A 15,944-nucleotide genomic window follows, 5' to 3' on the forward strand; every position below is an offset into this window, starting at 1 on the left:
TCAAGCCTGCTCCTTGCGCATCTTCTTGTATCGCCGGCGTTCCCGTTCGCTCATGCCGCCCCAGATGCCGAAACGCTCGTCATGGTCGATGGCCCACTGCAGGCACTGCTCGCGCACCTCGCACTGCGCGCACACGCGCTTGGCGTCGCGCGTCGACCCGCCCTTCTCGGGGAAGAACGCCTCCGGATCGGTCTGGGAGCACAGCGCCTTGTGCTGCCACGACCTGTCCCCCTCGGACGCGAACAGCCCCCACAGCAGCTCCTGAAGCGGCTCATCGGCGGAATCGTCGGCAATGCCCCACATGCGCACCAACCTCCTTGCCTTGATCCGAGCCCATTCCTTCGTCCTAAATTACACACATGCGCTTTCGCTTTTGTCAAGTGGCCTCGTGTCAATGCAGACATTCGCGGCCGCGGTGTGGTATAGGGCGTTTTCGCGCGGATTTCGTGGAAAACGGCGGCGGCCACGGCCCGCTCCCAGCGTTCTTTTCGACTGCCTGCCGTACAATCAAGACGTTTTGCCCCCCATAGGAAGGTTTGCACGTGAGCTCGAAGCGATCCGGCGCCGACATCCCGAACATCAACGGCTGGGACGACAGCAGCCCGCGGCACAGCGTGGCGTACCGCGTCCAGCACCGCGTGCGCAACACGATCGTCTGCGCCGTGGCCGCCGTGCTCGTGTTCGCGGGGTCCGCGGCCGGCGCGACGATGCTCGACATCAACGGCACCATCGCCGACCAGGCCGTGGGGGTGATCCCCCAGAACGGCAAGTCCGCCTCGACCCAGGTCGTCGACCCCAACGCGGGCAAGTCCATCGAGCTCCTCATCCTCGGCCAGGACACACGCGACGGCGACAACACCGCCATCGGCGGCGACTTCGCGGACGTGCAGGGCACGCACAACGCGGACACGACGATGGTCATGCAGATCTCCGCCGACCGCAAGTACATCAACCTGGTGTCCATCCCGCGCGACTCCCTGGTCGACGTGCCGAGCTGCGAGACCTCGAACGGCACGGTGGGCGCCCAGTACGGCGTGATGTTCAACACGATCTTCGCCTCCGGATACGACCAGGGCGGCGACCTCGCCTCGGCGGCCAGCTGCACGATGAACGCGGTGAACTCGCTCACCGGCCTGAACATCCAGAACTTCATCGTGGTGGACTTCAACGGCCTGAAGAACATGATCGACGCGGTCAACGGCGTGGACCTGTGCATCCCGTCCGACGTCGAGGACCCGTACACGAACACGAACCTGTCCAAGGGATGGCAGCACCTCGACGGCACCGCCGCCACCCAGTACGCCCGCATGCGCCACGGCGCCGGCGACGGCTCCGACGTGCAACGCACCACCCGCCAGCAGTACCTCGTCAAGCAGCTGCTCAACGAGGCGCTGCAGAAGGACATGCTCACCCAGTCCGGCCAGCTCTACCAGCTCGCCAAGGCGGCGCTCAAGTCGCTCAACATCTCCAAGGGACTGGCCAACACCACCACGCTCGCGGGCCTGGCCATGAGCCTCAAGGACCTCAAGGTCTCCAACTTCTACACGCGCACCGTGCCGGTGGTGCAGGCGCCGACCGACGCGAACCGCGTGGTGTGGGGCGACGACGCCGACGACCTGTGGGCCAAGATGCGCAACGGCGAGCCGTTCGTGGAGCAGTCCTCCTCGGACGCCTCCTCCGATTCCGCCCAGTCCGATTCCTCCTCGCAGTCCTCCGGTTCCGCGGACGGGCAGTCGTCCGACGGCTCCGCCGACCAGTCCCAGTCCGACGGGACCTCCGCCGACGGCTCCGCGGACGCCTCGCAGTCCGGCAACACCAAGGTGGCCGACGGCGTCGAGCAGGACGCCTCCGGCCAGTACATCGACACCGCGACCGGCGGCATCATCGACACGGAGACCGGCATCATCAAGGACGCGGTCACCGGACAGGTCGTCGGCATCTCCGAGGCCTACCTCAACAACGTGGCCTGCCCCACCAAGTAGTGGGACGATGAACGGCCGAGCCCGGCCGATCCCAGGCGGCCATGGCGCCCGAACGGCGCCGTGGCCGCCTCTCTTGTGCCGGAAATGAGAAAAAACACGGGCGCCAACACCGGCATGGCACACGATGTGCAACAGTGACATAAGCTCAACAGGACATTCAGGAGGCGGCATGGCACAGGAAGACGAGGGAACGCGTCCCCAGGAGATCCCTCCGAGCTTCATCCCCTCCGGCGCCCGCCGCCGTTCGGCCGCCGCCCCCGCCGCTTCCCCGATCCCGAACCTCTCCCCCGCCGCCGGAACCGGAGCCTCACGTCATGCGTCGACGGCGGCCGATGCGCCCGCGCCCCGCGGCGCGACCCCGCCGAGTTTCGCCCCAGCGCCGCGGCGCACGGGTACGCCGCGTCATTCCGCCTCCCAGCATGCGGCTCAGGAATCCTCACAGCCGGCGTCCTTCGCCCCCCGTTCCCCATCGCATGCGACGGCCTCGACGCAGGACCGCATGAACCGCACGACGCCGCGATCGACGGAACGCCACGCGGCGGCTTCCCCGGCCGAAGCCGCGCCCGCCAGCTTCTCCCCGGCTCCGGCGCGCGCGGCGCGACGTTCCTCGGGCTCGGGCAACGTCGCATCCCGAACCCCGAGGACGACGGCGCTCCAGGGAGCATCCCCGCTCACCGCACGTAACGCCGATGCGGGGTCCCGGGCGACCGCACGGTCCATCCCCCGCGCCTCGCATGGCCATCACGCGCCCCGCATCGCGGCCACGGCGCTGGCCGTGATCGTCGCGGCGCTGGCGATCACGGTGTTCGGCGCCTGGCATTGGGTCGATTCGCGGCTGAACAAGGAATCCGGATGGCTCACGTCCGCCGCGGACACCTCGGCCTCCACCTGGCTCATCCTCGGTTCGGACGAACGCGACGGCACCGCCGGCGGCTCGGCCGACGACACGCCCGGATTCCGCACGGACACGATCCTCGTGCTCACCAAGCCGAAGAACGGCCCCAGCTCGCTCATCTCCATTCCGCGCGACTCCCTCGTGCAGGTGGACGACCAGTACATGAAGATCAACGCGGTGGCCCAGCTCGAAGGCAATCAGGCCCTGGTGGGCACGGTCGAGCAGATCACCGGGCAGAAGATCGACCACATCGCCAAGATCAAATTCGGCGGCCTGCAGGAGGTCGTCGACGCCATCGGCGGCGTGAACCTGTGCTACGACCAGACGGTGAGCGACGTCTACTCCGGGCTGAACTGGCAGGCGGGATGCCATGTGGCCGACGGCGCCACCGCACTGGCGTTCTCCCGCATGCGCTATTCCGACGCCAACGGCGATTTCGGCCGCGCCCAACGACAGCGCCAGGTGATCGCCGCCATCGTCTCGAAGGCGTCGTCGAAGGCGGTGCTGTCCAATCCGGCGAAGGTGATGAAGGTCGCCGCCGCCGGGCTCGCGGCCGTCACGGTCGACGACGACACCTCGCCCGCCACGCTGCTGACGATGGCCCTCGCCTTCAAGGACGCCACCGGCGACGGCGGCGTGACCGGCAGCGTCTATTGGAGCGACCCGGACTACCAGGTGGACGGCGTGGGATCGTCGGTGCTGCTGGACGACACCCGCAACGTCGAGCTGTTCTCCGAACTCGCGGGGGGCACCCATAAGGCGGGTACCGTGGGTTCGCTCGCGGAGGCCGGCTGACTTTCCTCTCTCATCGCGCAGAGCTCCCGGATTGTGAAGATTCCGGGAGCTCTGTACACATTCCCCGTACGGATTGCGCCTGCGCCCGGCGGCCCTCCACACTGGACGCATGAACCGGACAACGAAGTCACGACGCCGCGAGCGGCGTCTGGTCATGGTGGCGACGGCGGCGCCGCTCGTCGCACAGGGCGTCATGCTCGTCACGCTGCTGGCGATGCGGCGTTGGGCGTTCGCGCTCATGATCGTCCCCTCGCTCATCGGCTGCGCGGCGATGCTGCTCGTGCGGTCCGCCCAGCCGACCGCGACCGGCCCCGATCCGGCGCAGGCTCCGTCGTCGGCCGTGGGAACGCCGCATGCCGACGACGGAAGCGACGACGCCGCACGCTTCGGCCTCATCAGGCCATCGTCGTTGGAACGCCTGTTGGCGTTGGAACGTGGCGACGACCCGTTGCCGTGGCGCACCATCGCACGGCGATGGCTGGAACCGGGATCGTTGGACGTGCCGGTCGGCATGGGCGAGGACGGGGAGTTCAGGCTCGACCTGGCCGGTCAGGGTCCGCACGCGCTGGTGGCGGGAACCACCGGTTCGGGCAAATCGGTGCTGCTGCAGAGCTGGTGTCTGGCCCTCGCCTGCCGGAACCCGCCGGACGCGTTGCGTTTCGTGTTCCTCGATTTCAAAGGCGGTTCCGCATTCCGCGCGTTGGAGGGCCTGCCGCATTGCGTGGGCAGCGTGAACGACCTCGATCTGGGGCATGCCGCGAGGGCGTTGCACGCCATCGAGCATGAGCTGCGCAGACGCGAACGGCTCGTCGCCCATGGCCGCGCGCAGGATGTGGACGGTTTGCGCGAACCGCCGCCGCGGCTGGTCATCATGGTGGACGAATTCCACGCATTGAAGGACCAGCTGCCGGACACCGTCGACCGGCTGGTGCGCATCGCCTCGCTGGGACGCGCGTTGGGCATGCACGTCGTCGCATGCACCCAGCACCCCTCCGGGCAGGTGTCCGCCGAGATGAAGGCGAACATGACGTTGGGGCTGTGCCTGCGCGTGCGCGACGGCATGCAGTCCACGGAACTGATCGGCGATGCCCGGGCCGCGCGCATACCCCCGTCCCTGCCGGGCGCCGCCTACCGCGCCGACGGCGAGACGGTGCGCGCATGGCGATGCGCCGCATGCGCCGACATCCCGCGGCTGACGGACGCGATCGCCACGGCCGCCAGGTTCCACGGATGCGTGCCGCCGCCGGCCCTGTTCACCGCTCCCCTGCCGCGCCGGCTCGCCACGCTGCCCGCCGTGCGGGCCGGCGCCGGCATGCCGTTCGGCCTGAAGGACGACGGCATGACGCTCGCCGTGGCGTATCTGCCCGTCGACCGGGGCAACATCGGGGTGATCGGCCAGCACGGCAGGGGCAAGACGAACCTGCTCGCCGTGCTGGCGCGGCATCTGACCGAGACTCCCGCCGAGACGCCGGTGGCGGTCAGGTTCACGTCGCGGGACGCACGCGGATACCGGACACGGACCCTACGCCCGATCGGGCCGGCGTCCCGGGCGCGTCGATATGACGCGACCGGCGCGGGCGGGCCCCCGAGGCCGCCGCGGGCGGTGTGGATCGTCGACGATGCCGGGCCGCTGTTCGACCCGTTCGGGGACGACCCGTTGTGCGCCGAACTGCGACGCGCGCTCGACGACCACCGGACCACCGTCGTGTTCGCCGTGGAGACGAGCCGGCATGTGCGCATCCCCGACCATTGCCCGTTCCGCGTGGTGTTCCCCACGGCGGACCGCGCCGCCGACCTGATGAACGGCATCCCCGCCGATCTGTGGGCCTCGATGGGAGACGACATGACGTCGCCCGGCCGCGCGGCGCTGATCGGACGTGGATGCGCCGCGGCCGTGCAGTGCGTGCTGGACCGGGGCCGATGAATCGCCGGACACGCCACCGCCGTCACCTCTTTGGCGAAAAGTCTTGAAAAAGGCATCCGAACGTGCTTAGGTATAACAAGACAGGATTTCAGGGATCGGAAGGAAACGACGATGAGCAGTGCTTATGATTGGCGTGCCAAGGCCGCGTGCCGTGACAAGGATCCGGAATTGTTCTTCCCGGTGGGCAACACCGGCGCCGCCTACCAGCAGATCGAGGAGGCCAAGGCCGTGTGCCGCACCTGCAAGGTCATCGACGCATGCCTCAAGTGCGCGCTGGACACCAACCAGGATTACGGCGTGTGGGGCGGCCTGAGCGAGGACGAGCGTCGCCAGCTCAAGCGCAAGGCGATGCGCCTGCGCCGTTCGCAGGCCATGCAGATGCAGATCTGATTCGCCTTGTTCCACTCTCCGGCCGTCGGTCGGCCGTGATCGTTCCGCTTGCACGTTGGGGCCCGGTTCCGAAAGGGACCGGGCCCCAACGTATTCCGCGTCACGCCATATGGTCCGACATGATTCAGCATGATCCGACGGGCGGGTCGTCCCGCACGGGCCGATGGCCGTCCGGGACGACCCGTGGGGGATCACTCGGCTTGGGCCGCGCGCAACGTCATGTCGAGCACCACGCGGGTGCCGCCGCCGCGGCGGGGCTCCCAGTGCACGGTGCCGCCGAAGTCGTTCGTGACGAACGTGTTGATGATCTGCGTGCCCAGGCCCGAACCGGAGGAACGCGCCATGCCGCCCTGCGCCTCGGTGTCGAGGCCGGTGCCGTCGTCTTCGACGACGACGTTGAGATTGGAGCCGGAACGCCCCACCGAAATGGTGATGTGTCCCTCCTTGCGCCCTTCGAATCCGTGCTCGACGGAGTTCGTGATCAGCTCGGTGAGCACGAGGGACAGCGGGGTGGCGTCCTGCGCGGGCATCATGCCGAATTTGCCGACGAAGTCGATGTCGATGTGCTGGTCGCGCATCGAGGCGACGTCCACCGCCATCTTGAGCAGGTTGGCGATCACCTTGTCGAAGTCGACGACCTCGTCGACGGTCTGGCTCAGTCCCTCATGCACCATGGCGATGGTCTGCACGCGGCGCTGCGCCTCCTTGAGCTCCTTCTTGACCTCCTCGGACTTGGTCTTGCGCGCCTGCAGGCGCAGCAGCGCGGACACGGCCTGGAGGTTGTTCTTCACGCGGTGGTGGATTTCGGAGATCGCGGCGTTCTTGGTCTGCAGTTCCTGCTCGCGGCGGCGCAGCTCGGTGACGTCGCGGCACAGCACGATGCCGCCGGTGCGGCCGTTCATGTCGCACAACGGCAACGAGCGCACGGATACGGCGGAACGGTTCGTGGTGATCTCCGAGTCGACGGCGGCCTTGCCGCTCAGGACCAGCGGCAGCTGCTCGTCGACCTGCTCGTTCTGCTCGCGCAGCAGGTCGGCGCCGAGCTCGCTCAGGTAGTGGCCCTGCATCGTGGTGAGCAGGCCGAGACGGCGGAAGCAGCTGATCGCGTTGGGCGAGGCGTAGCGGACGATGCCGTCCATCGTCAGGACGATGAAGCCGTCGGCGACGCGCGCCATGTGGCGTTGGCTCATCACCGAATCGGAGTAGGGGAACTGGCCGCGCGGGATCATCTCGTAGAGCTGCTTGCCGGCGTTGATGCTCTCGGACTCGTAGCGGCCGTTGGATTCGCGCGTGGCCATGTTGGTCTCGCGCACGACCAGTCCGAGCGTCTTGCCGTTGTGGCGCACGGGCGCGTACACGTTGCAGACGGTGGACTTGCCGACCGTCCTGAGCACGGTGGAGCGGAACACGACGGCCGATTGCATGGCGGCGTCGAGTTCGCCGGTCATCGCGTCCGGCATGACGTCGCCCACGACGTCGTCGGTGCGCAGGGTCATGACGGTGGAGGGACGGCACTGTTCGGCCACCACGTAGTGTCCGTCGCCGTTCTGCATGATGAGCAGGAGGTCGGCGAAACTCAGGTCGGCGATCACCTGCCAGTCGGCGACGAGCTGATGCAGCCATTCCCTGTCCCTGTCGTCGAGGTCCGGCCGCGTTGCGAGTATCTGGGAAAAATCTGCCATGGTCCCATCATACGCAGGGCGGCGGGCCGGGTCCGTCCCGCCCCGCCGCCCCATGGGATCACTTGTTCAGGCTGTCGTTGACGGAGGCGAGCACGTCGCTCATGATCTGGGCCGCGACGGTCTTGCCCTGGTTCTGGGTGACGACCGACACGGCCGCCTTGTGGCCGTTGGTCTCCACGATGGCGAAGTAGTTCCACGTGTTCTGGATGCCCATGCCGCGGTGCGCGTGCACGCTCATGCCGGAGGGGATGGAGACGCCTTCGGAGGCGATGTCGACGTTCATGAGGTTGGTGCCCCCGGCCGCGTCGACGGCGGCGAGCATACGCACGGCGTCCGCCGAGGAGCTCTGGTTCGTGTAGCCGGCCTGGCTGGCGGCCACGTCGCCGAAGTTGCGGTTGAAGGAGGTGTCGGAGTAGCCGTGCGAGCTCAGCCAGGAGTTAACGGCGCTCCATCCGCCCATGTCGGCGACGGCGCTGTTGGCGGCGTTGTTGTCCATGCCGCTCATGGCGGTGGTCGCCTCGGACTGGGCGGAGCCGCCGGCGCTGTTGGCGGCGAGGTAGACGGGCAGGTAGAGGCCGGCGGCCTCGAACCTGCTGTGGCCCTGCTGCGTGGTCGCCAGGGAGGCGGACGACGACGAGGATCCGGAGCCGATGGGCATCGCGGAGACGGCGACGTCGCCGGACGAGTAGCGGCCGGCGATCGATTCGAGCTGGCCGGAGGTGATCTGCGGCAGCTTGGACGTCTTCTTCTTCGAGGAGGAGTCGGAGTCCGAGGAGTCGTCGGACGAGACGGCGCGCGGGCCGCGCGACTCAAGCACGGTGATGTTGGACTTCACCTTGAGCTTCGCGCCGGCGTCGATGCCCTTGACGCCGATGAACACGCCCTTGTCCTCGTTGGAGTACTGCTGCTCGATGGTGACGGTGAAGCCGGCGTCGCGCAGACGCTGTGCGGCCTCCTCGGCGCTGATGCCCTCGCCGGACGAGGTCCACGAGGTGTAGTCGGGCACGGTGGCGTCGCCCCACAGCTTCATCTGGTGGGTGGCGAACGCGGTGCCGAGGACCAGCACCACGACCAGGACGATGGCGCCGACGATCATGGCGGTGCGCGGCTTCGCCTTCGCCGTGGCGGTTCCGGCGGGGGTCGGCGTCACGGGCGCGGGAGCGGGCTGGGTGACGGTGCCCTGCGCGGCCGGGGTCGTCGCCGCGGGCTGCGTGTATGCCGTCTGCGCTGCGGGCTGCGAGGCCGGCGGCGCCACGGGGGCATACGCCGGCTGCGCCGAGCCGTCGATGATGGTGGCGTCGTTCTCCTGGGGCGCCGCGTTCAGCGGGCTGCCGCATTCGGTGCAGAACGCACCCGATTCCTCCCGATGACCGCAGTTCGGACAAATGGACATGGTCTCTTCTCCCTCGCACACTTCCTCAAGGCATGACGGCCGGTTGCGGCCGACCGCCTCCATGCTAGTCGATGGGGGGATCGACCGCGTTCTCCTTCTTGACTTTGCACTAACCTACGCTATCGTAGGTTACGGTAACGTAGGTTGTGATACCGTCAACAACAAGGACGGACGAGGCCGGAGGTCGGCATGGCACATGAAGGGCAGTTGACGGACGAGGAGCTGCGGGCGAAACGCCAGGCGGTCGCGGACGCGCGGGAACAGGCGCTCAAGGCGAAGGCGGACGCCGCACGCAGCAAGGCCGCGCTCAGGGCGCAGGAGATCAGGCTCAAGGCGGAGGCCAAGGCGAAACACGTCATCGCCAAGGGCGAGGCCAAGGCGCTGCGATTGGAGGGCATCACGCCCACCGAGGTGAAACGCAAGGTCCGTCTCGACGTGCACGGCCGCCCGAAGCCCGCGATGCGCGGCTGGATCCACGCAGTCGCCTCCCCCCTGTCGCTGGCCGCCGGCATCGTGCTCATCTGCCTGGCGCAGGGGGCCGGCCTCAAATGGGCGTGCGCGGTGTTCATGACCGCCTCCCTGGTGCTGTTCACCAATTCGGCCTGCTACCATCTGGGCGATTGGAGCCCGCATGTCACCGACGTGCTGCGCCGCATCGACCACGTGAACATCTTCCTGCTCATCGCCGGCACCTACACGCCGGTCTCGTTCGCGCTGCAGCCGTTCTGGCGCGACTTCATCATCATCTCGATGTGGGCGTGCACCGCGGTGGCGATGGTCATCCACGTGATCTGGATCTCCGCGCCGCGGTGGCTGTACACGGTGGTGTACATCGTCTTCGGCATCTACGGGCTCGCGTTCATGATGCTGTTCTGGCGTTCGCCGTATGCGGGGCCGGCCGTGGTGATCCTGCTGTGCGCGGGCGGCGCGTGCTACATCCTCGGCGCCATCGTCTACGCGTTGCGCAGGCCCGACCCGTGGCCGCGCGTGTTCGGCTTCCACGAGATCTTCCACTGCGGCACCGTCGCCGGCTACGCATGCCACATGGTCGCCATCTACATGGTGATCGTCGCGCTGTGGGTCTGAGGGTCCGGCCCGCGACGCGGATACACGAAGACCCTCCGGCTCCCGAGCGGTTTCGGGAGCCGGAGGGTCTTTCCGCATACGCGCATACGCGTCGTCACGCTCACACGAGCGGCTTGGACTCCTTGATGGTCACGGAGATGTCGCGGCCGTTCGGCGCCTTGTAGGTCACGGTGTCGCCGGCGGAGGCGCCGTTGATGGCGGCGCCGATCGGCGACTCGGGGCTGATGATGTCGTGGTCGGTGGCGATGGACAGGTCGCGCGTGCCGAGCACGAACACCTTCTCGCGGCCCATGATGTCGAGGGTGACCAGGGAGCCGTCGCCGACCTTGCCGGCGGGCGGGGCGGTGAGGATCTTGGCGTGGCGCAGCTTGACGGTCAGCTCGTCGATGCGGCCCTGGTTGACGCGCTGGGCCTCGCGGGCGGCCTGGTAGCCGCCGTTCTCGCTCAGGTCGCCCTCGGCGCGCGCCGCGGACACCTTGGCGAGGATCTCGTCGCGGTACTCGCCCTCACGCCAGGCGAGTTCCTCCTTCATCTTGTCGTATGCCTCCTGCGTGAGCAGGATGTCCTTGTCTTCCGACATGTGCGTTCCTTCCTTGTTCTATGTGCTATGCGACACGCGCCGGCCCGCCAAGGCCGCGCGGAAATACAAGGAAGCGCCGGCGTACGTCCCGGCGCTTCCTTGTCGTCCGTGCGAACGTATGGTTCAGCGCGTGGAGATGATGTCGATCACGAACACGAGCGTGTCGCCGCCGCCGATGCCGGCCTGCGGGACGCCGCGGGAGCCGTAGCCGTACTCCGGCGGGATGGAGACGATGAGACGGGAGCCGACGTTGTGGCCCGGCACGGTCTGGTCCCAGCCCTTGATGACCTGGCCGACGCCGATGCCGAAGCTGGCCGGCTGGTGGCGGTTGAAGCTGGAGTCGAACGGATCCGACTTGCCCCACACAACGCCGTGGTAGTTCACGGTGACGGTGTCGCCGCGACGCACCATCGGGCCGTCACCCTCGACGACCTCGACGACCTTGAGGCCGGCCGGCGGTTCCGGGGTCGGGAACTCGATGACGGGCGTGGTGCCGAATTCGGCCTGCACGGTGGGCATATCAGCCATGGGTTTGCCTCCTTGGACAATCGTCCTTCACGAACACAATGCCGCTCATATTAGCACCGTTCCCGCCGACGCGCATGGCCGTTCCGCCCGCGGCCGAGCTCAGCATTCGACCACGTTGACGGCCAGACCGCCCTTGGAGGTCTCCTTGTATTTGGCCATCATGTCCTCACCGGTCTCCTTCATCGTGCGGATCGCCTGGTCGAGGCTCACGATGTGCGACCCGTCGCCGAGCATGGCCATGCGCACCGCGTTGATGGCGGTGTTCGCCGCCATCGCGTTGCGTTCGATGCACGGGATCTGCACAAGCCCGCCGACCGGGTCGCAGGTGAGCCCCAGATTGTGCTCGATGCCGATCTCGGCGGCGTTCTCCACCTGTTCGGGGGTGCCGCCCATCACGGCGGCGAGACCGGCGGCCGCCATCGAGCAGGCGGACCCCACCTCGCCCTGGCAACCGACCTCCGCGCCGGAGATCGACGCGTTGCGCTTGAACAGGTAGCCGATGGCGCCGGCGGTGAGCAGGAACGTGACGACGCCCTGCTCGTTCGCCTCGTCGACGAAATGCCAGTAGTAGTGGAGCACGGCGGGGATGATGCCCGCCGAACCGTTGGTGGGCGCGGTCACGATGCGGCCTCCCCCGGCGTTCTCCTCGGAGACGGCGAGCGCGAACAGATCCACCCAGGCGGCGTCGGAGCTTTCGAGCACGGCGTCGCGGCGCTGCCGGTCGCGGCGCAGCACGTCGGCGTTGGAGGCGAGACGCGCGTACATCCTCGGCGCGCGCCTGGGCACGTCGAGTCCGCCGGGCAGCACCGGCTCGGTGGACGAGCATCCGTGGTTCACGCATTCGCGCATGACGCGCCACACGTTGTCGATGGCTGCGCGCACCTGCACGGCGGAACGCGTGGCGGTCTCGTTGGCCCACACCAGTTCGGCGATGCTCAGGTGGTGTTCGCGGCACAATGCCACGAGTTCGGCGCATGAGGAGAACGGGTAGGGCGCATCGGGGCCGAAGTCGGTGGAGGCGGATTCGTCCTCGTCGGCGAACGCGGTGCCCTCCGGAGGCCGGTCGTGGATGCCGATCATGAGGTCGTCCGGATGTCCTTTGCGGATGAACCCGCCGCCGATGGAGTACCAGACCTGCTCGTCGACGAGGCTGCCGGCCGCGTCGAACGCCTGGAAGCGCATGCCGTTAGGGTGGGCGGCCATGCGCTTCCACTGTTCGAAGACCATGTCCTTGTCGTAGTGGAATCCGATGCGCCGGATGCCGGCGAGGTCGAGCGTGTCGTCGAGCGCGCAGGTCTCGCGGATGCGCAGCATGTGCTGCGTGTCGACGGTGGCGGGCACGTTGCCTTCGAGCCCGGCCATGACGGCGCGGTCGGTGCCATGGCCGAGCCCGGTGAGCGCGAGCGAGCCGTACAGGGTGACCTTGATCCGGTCCGTGCGTTCGATGAGGCCGTCGTCGCGCATCGAGGCGACGAACGCGTGCGCGGCGGACATCGGCCCGACGGTGTGCGACGAGCTGGGGCCCACGCCGATGGAGAACATGTCGAGGACGCTGAACATGGGATTCCTCCTTACTGCCGGTTTATCGGTCTGCCGGTGTCGTTCCGTACGTCACCGGCCGAGCGCCGAGAACATCATCACCGCGCAGACGAGACCGAGCGCGGCAAGCGCGATCTGCGCGACGAGCAGTCCAATCGCGGTCTTGCTCCTGGCGGCGAGCTTCGTCGCATGCGCCTGTCCGAGCATGGTGGCGATGAAGCCGAACACCGCGTAGTTGACGGTGATGGCGACCACGTCCCCGTTGGAGAGCACGACGCCGTTGAGCGGCTGGTCGAGCGAGTTCATCACCGAGGTCATCACGAACAGGCCCCAGACGCCGTAGCCGATCGCGCCGATGACGCCGTAGGCGACGGGCTTGAACTTGTCGCGCATGCGCAGGGTGAACGATTCGACGCACCACAGGATCGCGAAGCCGACGACGTACGTGTAGGCGACGGCGACGAACGTGACGACGAGCGCCCACGGCACGAGCGAGGCGACGTTGCCGATCATCGTGAGGTAGAAGCCCGAGCAGGCGATCGCGCCGACGGTGAGCGCGGCGCCGACGATGATGTTCTGCGCGAGCATGATCGGCAGTCCGGTCGTGGTGTCCTTGTCGACGTGGGTCCAGCTGGACGGCATGACGTTCCTCTCCTTCACGGTTGTGCTGCGGTCGGGACGGGGAACGAGCCTAGCCGCCGTATGTTTCGGCGGTTTGTTTCCGGATGATGACGAACGATGGCGGACGATGGAAGTGCCCCCCTCCCCCGCAGGGATTCGAGCATATCGAGCTTCAGACAACAGACACCGCCAAGCTCCATACTTGCAGCCAGACAGATGTACTCACACTGACCGGCAACACCCTGCCATTCGGTTTCCTGACCATCATTATTCGTAAACCCAGTCGTCAGTAAGGTAGTCACCTTTTCCTGTGGCGCTGGCGGGGAGGCCCCGCCTTTTTCTTTTCTCTGAATCATTCCTGGTCTTGCAGAGACGTACGTGAAGTAGCGCAACGTGGGAACACCGAAGGAGCTTGTAATGGAAAAGCATGTAGGTGCACTTTTAGGTGCACAAGCCGACACGGGCAAAAGCACTCCTGAGGTGTGCAATAGACCTAGGTCCAATCGGCCAGTCAGAGCTACAAGGAGGAGGAACTCCACCCGCGTGGAAAATAATCCTGTTGGTAATGGGATCTCCTGAGAGTGGTACCGGGTGTAGCGTCTGGGTGGTACCGGTGTGTTGTTTCCCGTAGCGTCTTTCAGTGAAGCGGTCCGATGGCGGGCCGCCTCGTTGAAAGGAGGCCGATGATGGCCGTGAATGCGCATTGCGCGTCTCTGACATCGATTTGGAACACCGATTGCTGCGTGTGCGTCACTCCGCCAACCGCGGCGATGAGGATCGGGGCCCGATGCAGTTAGGGAAGACCAAGACCAAATCCAGCAGGCGAACAGTGCCCATACCCATGGTACTGACCGACATGATTAGTCGTCACATCTCTTCCCACTGTGGCAATGGGCGCAGCATCATGATGTTTCCCGCAAAGAAGTCATCGTCCGGTATCCTTTCCCCGACGACGTTGCAGAAGTACTTTCGGACGGCGAGGGAGATAGCCGGCAGACCAGACTCACATTCCAGACCTTGCGCGTCGCATGCCACACTGTACATGCTGAAGGGAGGCACTCTACGCGAGGTCATGGATGAACTCGGTCATTCCTCGGCGCAGGTCGCCATACGCCATTATCAGAGGATCGTCCCTGAACACAGAACTTGAATTGCTGATCTGTTGGCTTTCGATTTCCTTCCCGATCAGCATGATGCTTACGTGTTGCAACAGGCCATTCTGGAAATCGCCATGCAGACTTCGAAGCTGGAAGAATCCAAGATTGAACTGGAGAGAGCCTTGGCTGAACTGCGCCCCGGAAGTTGGACGTAGTTTATAAGGGTACCTGATTAGGCTGTGAGGGACATGTTCCGGAATTCCTCCGGGGTGTGTCCCTCCAGTCGTTTCTGACGGCGTTTGGTGTTCCAGTGGACCATGTACGCGTTCAGTCCGGCCTCGAACTCCTCAAAAGAGGCGAACACGCGACCGTTGTAGTACTCGTCCTTGAGATGGCCGAACACCTGCTCGGTCGCGGCGTTATCGATGCAGTTGCCCTTCCGGCTCATGGACTGACGAATGTTCAACTCCGTCAAACGATTCCTCCACCACTGGTGCTGGTACTGCCATCCCATGTCCGAGTGGAGGATCGGGGTCGTTCCCTCGGACAGACGTTCGGCGAGCATGGCGAGCAGGCGTTGCTGCTGGGCGAGGTCGGGGTGCCGGCTGACGTCCCAGGCGACGATCTCCTTGGATCCCATGTCGTATACGGGCGCGAGGTATGCCTTGCCTCCCGCGACCTTGGACTCGGTGACATCCGTGCCCGGCTTCGTTCCAGGGCCCGTCGGCCGAGAAGTCGCGTTCCAGCAGGTTCGGCACCTTGTCGCCCATCTCGCCTTTATACGAACTGTATTTGCGGTATGGGTTCGGCCGGCGTATGGCACACGTCAACCCCATGCGCCGCATGACCTTGAGCACGCTCTTATGGCTCACGCGCATACCGAACTCATGTACAAGGCACATGCGCACCTGCCGGTGGCCGCACCCGTTAGGGGTGCGGGCGAAGACCTCGGCGACCATGGGCTCGATGTCAGGGCGAGTGACTACGGCCGGATGGGACAGGAGATAGTAGTAGGTGCTTCTCGCCAATCCCGCAGCCGCCAGCAGATGCGCGAGCCTGTGTCCAAGCCCCGCCAACGTCGAAACGATCACCGATTTCTCCCGGTTGGTGATTTCGATGCCAGCAGGGCCCGGGCTTTTTCCAAATACGCGACCTTCGCCTTAAGATACGCGTTCTCCTCCTCCAGCTCCCGCTCACGGCTTGGAGCCGGTTTCGGTTTGGACTTCGCGCCTTTCGGCCTGCCCTTCGGCTTCGGACGCAACGCTTCCGGGCCTCCCGCACGGTACTCCCGGCACCAGCGCTCCAACGCGGTGATGCTCGCGATCCCGTACCTGGCCATGACCTCCGCCCTCGTCAGGCCATGCTCCACACGGTCCCGCGCCGCCGCGAGCTTGGTCTCGTAGTCGTAGGCCTTGCGGATATGAAGACGGCC

Annotated in this window: 14 protein-coding genes and 2 pseudogenes; 7 read left to right on the top strand and 9 right to left on the bottom strand. The window is 66.4% G+C overall.

Translation table 11 applies throughout. The features are described 5' to 3' along the window. On the bottom strand, positions 1-303 hold the full coding sequence (locus GFD21_RS08070; RefSeq protein WP_163197482.1) for a WhiB family transcriptional regulator: 303 nt from the start codon (positions 301-303) through the stop codon (positions 1-3). Between the two features lie 239 nt (positions 304-542). Here GFD21_RS08070 and GFD21_RS08075 point away from each other — a divergent pair, with 239 nt between their 5' ends. From GFD21_RS08075 to GFD21_RS08090, 4 genes are all read left to right on the top strand, one after another. Continuing rightward, positions 543-1,982 (top strand): LCP family protein, encoded by a 1,440-nt coding sequence (locus GFD21_RS08075; protein WP_163197483.1) that lies wholly within the window; start codon positions 543-545, stop codon positions 1,980-1,982. A 499-nt stretch (positions 1,983-2,481) separates the two neighbouring features. Beyond that, the gene (locus tag GFD21_RS08080; RefSeq protein ID WP_225431742.1) at positions 2,482-3,672 is read left to right on the top strand and encodes an LCP family protein; all 1,191 of its coding nucleotides are present in this window, start codon (positions 2,482-2,484) and stop codon (positions 3,670-3,672) included. Positions 3,673-3,781: 109 nt separating this feature from the next. Next, positions 3,782-5,596, top strand: a complete 1,815-nt coding sequence (locus GFD21_RS08085) for an FtsK/SpoIIIE domain-containing protein (RefSeq protein ID WP_225431743.1) — start codon at positions 3,782-3,784, stop codon at positions 5,594-5,596. 111 nt (positions 5,597-5,707) lie between these two features. Further along, positions 5,708-5,986: a WhiB family transcriptional regulator gene (locus tag GFD21_RS08090; protein ID WP_034526413.1), complete on the top strand. Its 279-nt coding sequence runs from the start codon at positions 5,708-5,710 to the stop codon at positions 5,984-5,986. 191 nt (positions 5,987-6,177) lie between these two features. On the opposite strand, the gene GFD21_RS08095 is transcribed toward GFD21_RS08090, so the two are convergent. Both GFD21_RS08095 and GFD21_RS08100 read right to left on the bottom strand, forming a co-directional pair. Then, positions 6,178-7,668: a sensor histidine kinase gene (locus tag GFD21_RS08095; RefSeq protein ID WP_163197485.1), complete on the bottom strand. Its 1,491-nt coding sequence runs from the start codon at positions 7,666-7,668 to the stop codon at positions 6,178-6,180. 58 nt (positions 7,669-7,726) lie between these two features. Then, positions 7,727-9,061 (bottom strand): serine hydrolase, encoded by a 1,335-nt coding sequence (locus GFD21_RS08100; RefSeq protein WP_163197486.1) that lies wholly within the window; start codon positions 9,059-9,061, stop codon positions 7,727-7,729. 189 nt (positions 9,062-9,250) lie between these two features. Between GFD21_RS08100 and trhA the strand changes: the two genes are divergently transcribed. Next, positions 9,251-10,147, top strand: coding sequence for a PAQR family membrane homeostasis protein TrhA (trhA, locus tag GFD21_RS08105; protein ID WP_163197487.1), 897 nt, complete (start codon positions 9,251-9,253; stop codon positions 10,145-10,147). Between the two features lie 100 nt (positions 10,148-10,247). On the opposite strand, the gene GFD21_RS08110 is transcribed toward trhA, so the two are convergent. From GFD21_RS08110 to GFD21_RS08125, 4 genes are all read right to left on the bottom strand, one after another. Further along, positions 10,248-10,727: a GreA/GreB family elongation factor gene (locus tag GFD21_RS08110; protein ID WP_163197488.1), complete on the bottom strand. Its 480-nt coding sequence runs from the start codon at positions 10,725-10,727 to the stop codon at positions 10,248-10,250. A 123-nt stretch (positions 10,728-10,850) separates the two neighbouring features. Further along, positions 10,851-11,255, bottom strand: coding sequence for an FKBP-type peptidyl-prolyl cis-trans isomerase (locus tag GFD21_RS08115; protein ID WP_163197489.1), 405 nt, complete (start codon positions 11,253-11,255; stop codon positions 10,851-10,853). Between the two features lie 99 nt (positions 11,256-11,354). Continuing rightward, the gene (locus tag GFD21_RS08120; RefSeq protein ID WP_163197490.1) at positions 11,355-12,815 is read right to left on the bottom strand and encodes an L-serine ammonia-lyase; all 1,461 of its coding nucleotides are present in this window, start codon (positions 12,813-12,815) and stop codon (positions 11,355-11,357) included. A 51-nt stretch (positions 12,816-12,866) separates the two neighbouring features. Continuing rightward, positions 12,867-13,436, bottom strand: a complete 570-nt coding sequence (locus GFD21_RS08125) for a cadmium transporter (RefSeq protein WP_163197491.1) — start codon at positions 13,434-13,436, stop codon at positions 12,867-12,869. A gap of 682 nt (positions 13,437-14,118) precedes the next feature. Between GFD21_RS08125 and GFD21_RS11470 the strand changes: the two genes are divergently transcribed. Together GFD21_RS11470 and GFD21_RS08135 are read left to right on the top strand one after the other, a co-directional pair. Continuing rightward, on the top strand, positions 14,119-14,565 hold the full coding sequence (locus GFD21_RS11470) for a tyrosine-type recombinase/integrase (protein WP_225431744.1): 447 nt from the start codon (positions 14,119-14,121) through the stop codon (positions 14,563-14,565). Positions 14,566-14,577: 12 nt separating this feature from the next. After that, a complete protein-coding gene (locus tag GFD21_RS08135; protein ID WP_163197493.1) occupies positions 14,578-14,727 on the top strand; it encodes a hypothetical protein in 150 nt (49 codons plus the stop codon). A gap of 17 nt (positions 14,728-14,744) precedes the next feature. On the opposite strand, the pseudogene GFD21_RS08140 reads toward GFD21_RS08135, so the two are convergent. Then, positions 14,745-15,600 (bottom strand): annotated as a pseudogene (locus tag GFD21_RS08140) (IS3 family transposase). Next, a pseudogene (locus tag GFD21_RS08145) lies at positions 15,600-15,926 on the bottom strand (transposase); the annotation flags it as partial. The pseudogenes GFD21_RS08145 and GFD21_RS08140, both read right to left, overlap by 1 nt. Between the last annotated feature and the right edge of the window lie 18 nt (positions 15,927-15,944).

It is taken from the genome of Bifidobacterium platyrrhinorum (assembly GCF_010667645.1).
Taxonomy (GTDB): Bacteria; Actinomycetota; Actinomycetes; order Actinomycetales; family Bifidobacteriaceae; genus Bifidobacterium; species Bifidobacterium platyrrhinorum.

What these genes read in the sequence shown, in the direction of transcription:
- GFD21_RS08070 (WP_163197482.1), bottom strand. Translation starts at nt 303, where the DNA reads ATGTGGGGCATTGCCGACGATTCCGCCGATGAGCCGCTTCAGGAGCTG.
- GFD21_RS08080 (WP_225431742.1), top strand. Translation starts at nt 2,482, where the DNA reads ATGAACCGCACGACGCCGCGATCGACGGAACGCCACGCGGCGGCTTCC.
- GFD21_RS08085 (WP_225431743.1), top strand. Translation starts at nt 3,782, where the DNA reads ATGAACCGGACAACGAAGTCACGACGCCGCGAGCGGCGTCTGGTCATG.
- GFD21_RS08090 (WP_034526413.1), top strand. Translation starts at nt 5,708, where the DNA reads ATGAGCAGTGCTTATGATTGGCGTGCCAAGGCCGCGTGCCGTGACAAG.
- GFD21_RS08095 (WP_163197485.1), bottom strand. Translation starts at nt 7,668, where the DNA reads ATGGCAGATTTTTCCCAGATACTCGCAACGCGGCCGGACCTCGACGAC.
- GFD21_RS08100 (WP_163197486.1), bottom strand. Translation starts at nt 9,061, where the DNA reads ATGTCCATTTGTCCGAACTGCGGTCATCGGGAGGAATCGGGTGCGTTC.
- trhA (WP_163197487.1), top strand. Translation starts at nt 9,251, where the DNA reads ATGGCACATGAAGGGCAGTTGACGGACGAGGAGCTGCGGGCGAAACGC.
- GFD21_RS08110 (WP_163197488.1), bottom strand. Translation starts at nt 10,727, where the DNA reads ATGTCGGAAGACAAGGACATCCTGCTCACGCAGGAGGCATACGACAAG.
- GFD21_RS08115 (WP_163197489.1), bottom strand. Translation starts at nt 11,255, where the DNA reads ATGGCTGATATGCCCACCGTGCAGGCCGAATTCGGCACCACGCCCGTC.
- GFD21_RS08120 (WP_163197490.1), bottom strand. Translation starts at nt 12,815, where the DNA reads ATGTTCAGCGTCCTCGACATGTTCTCCATCGGCGTGGGCCCCAGCTCG.
- GFD21_RS08125 (WP_163197491.1), bottom strand. Translation starts at nt 13,436, where the DNA reads ATGCCGTCCAGCTGGACCCACGTCGACAAGGACACCACGACCGGACTG.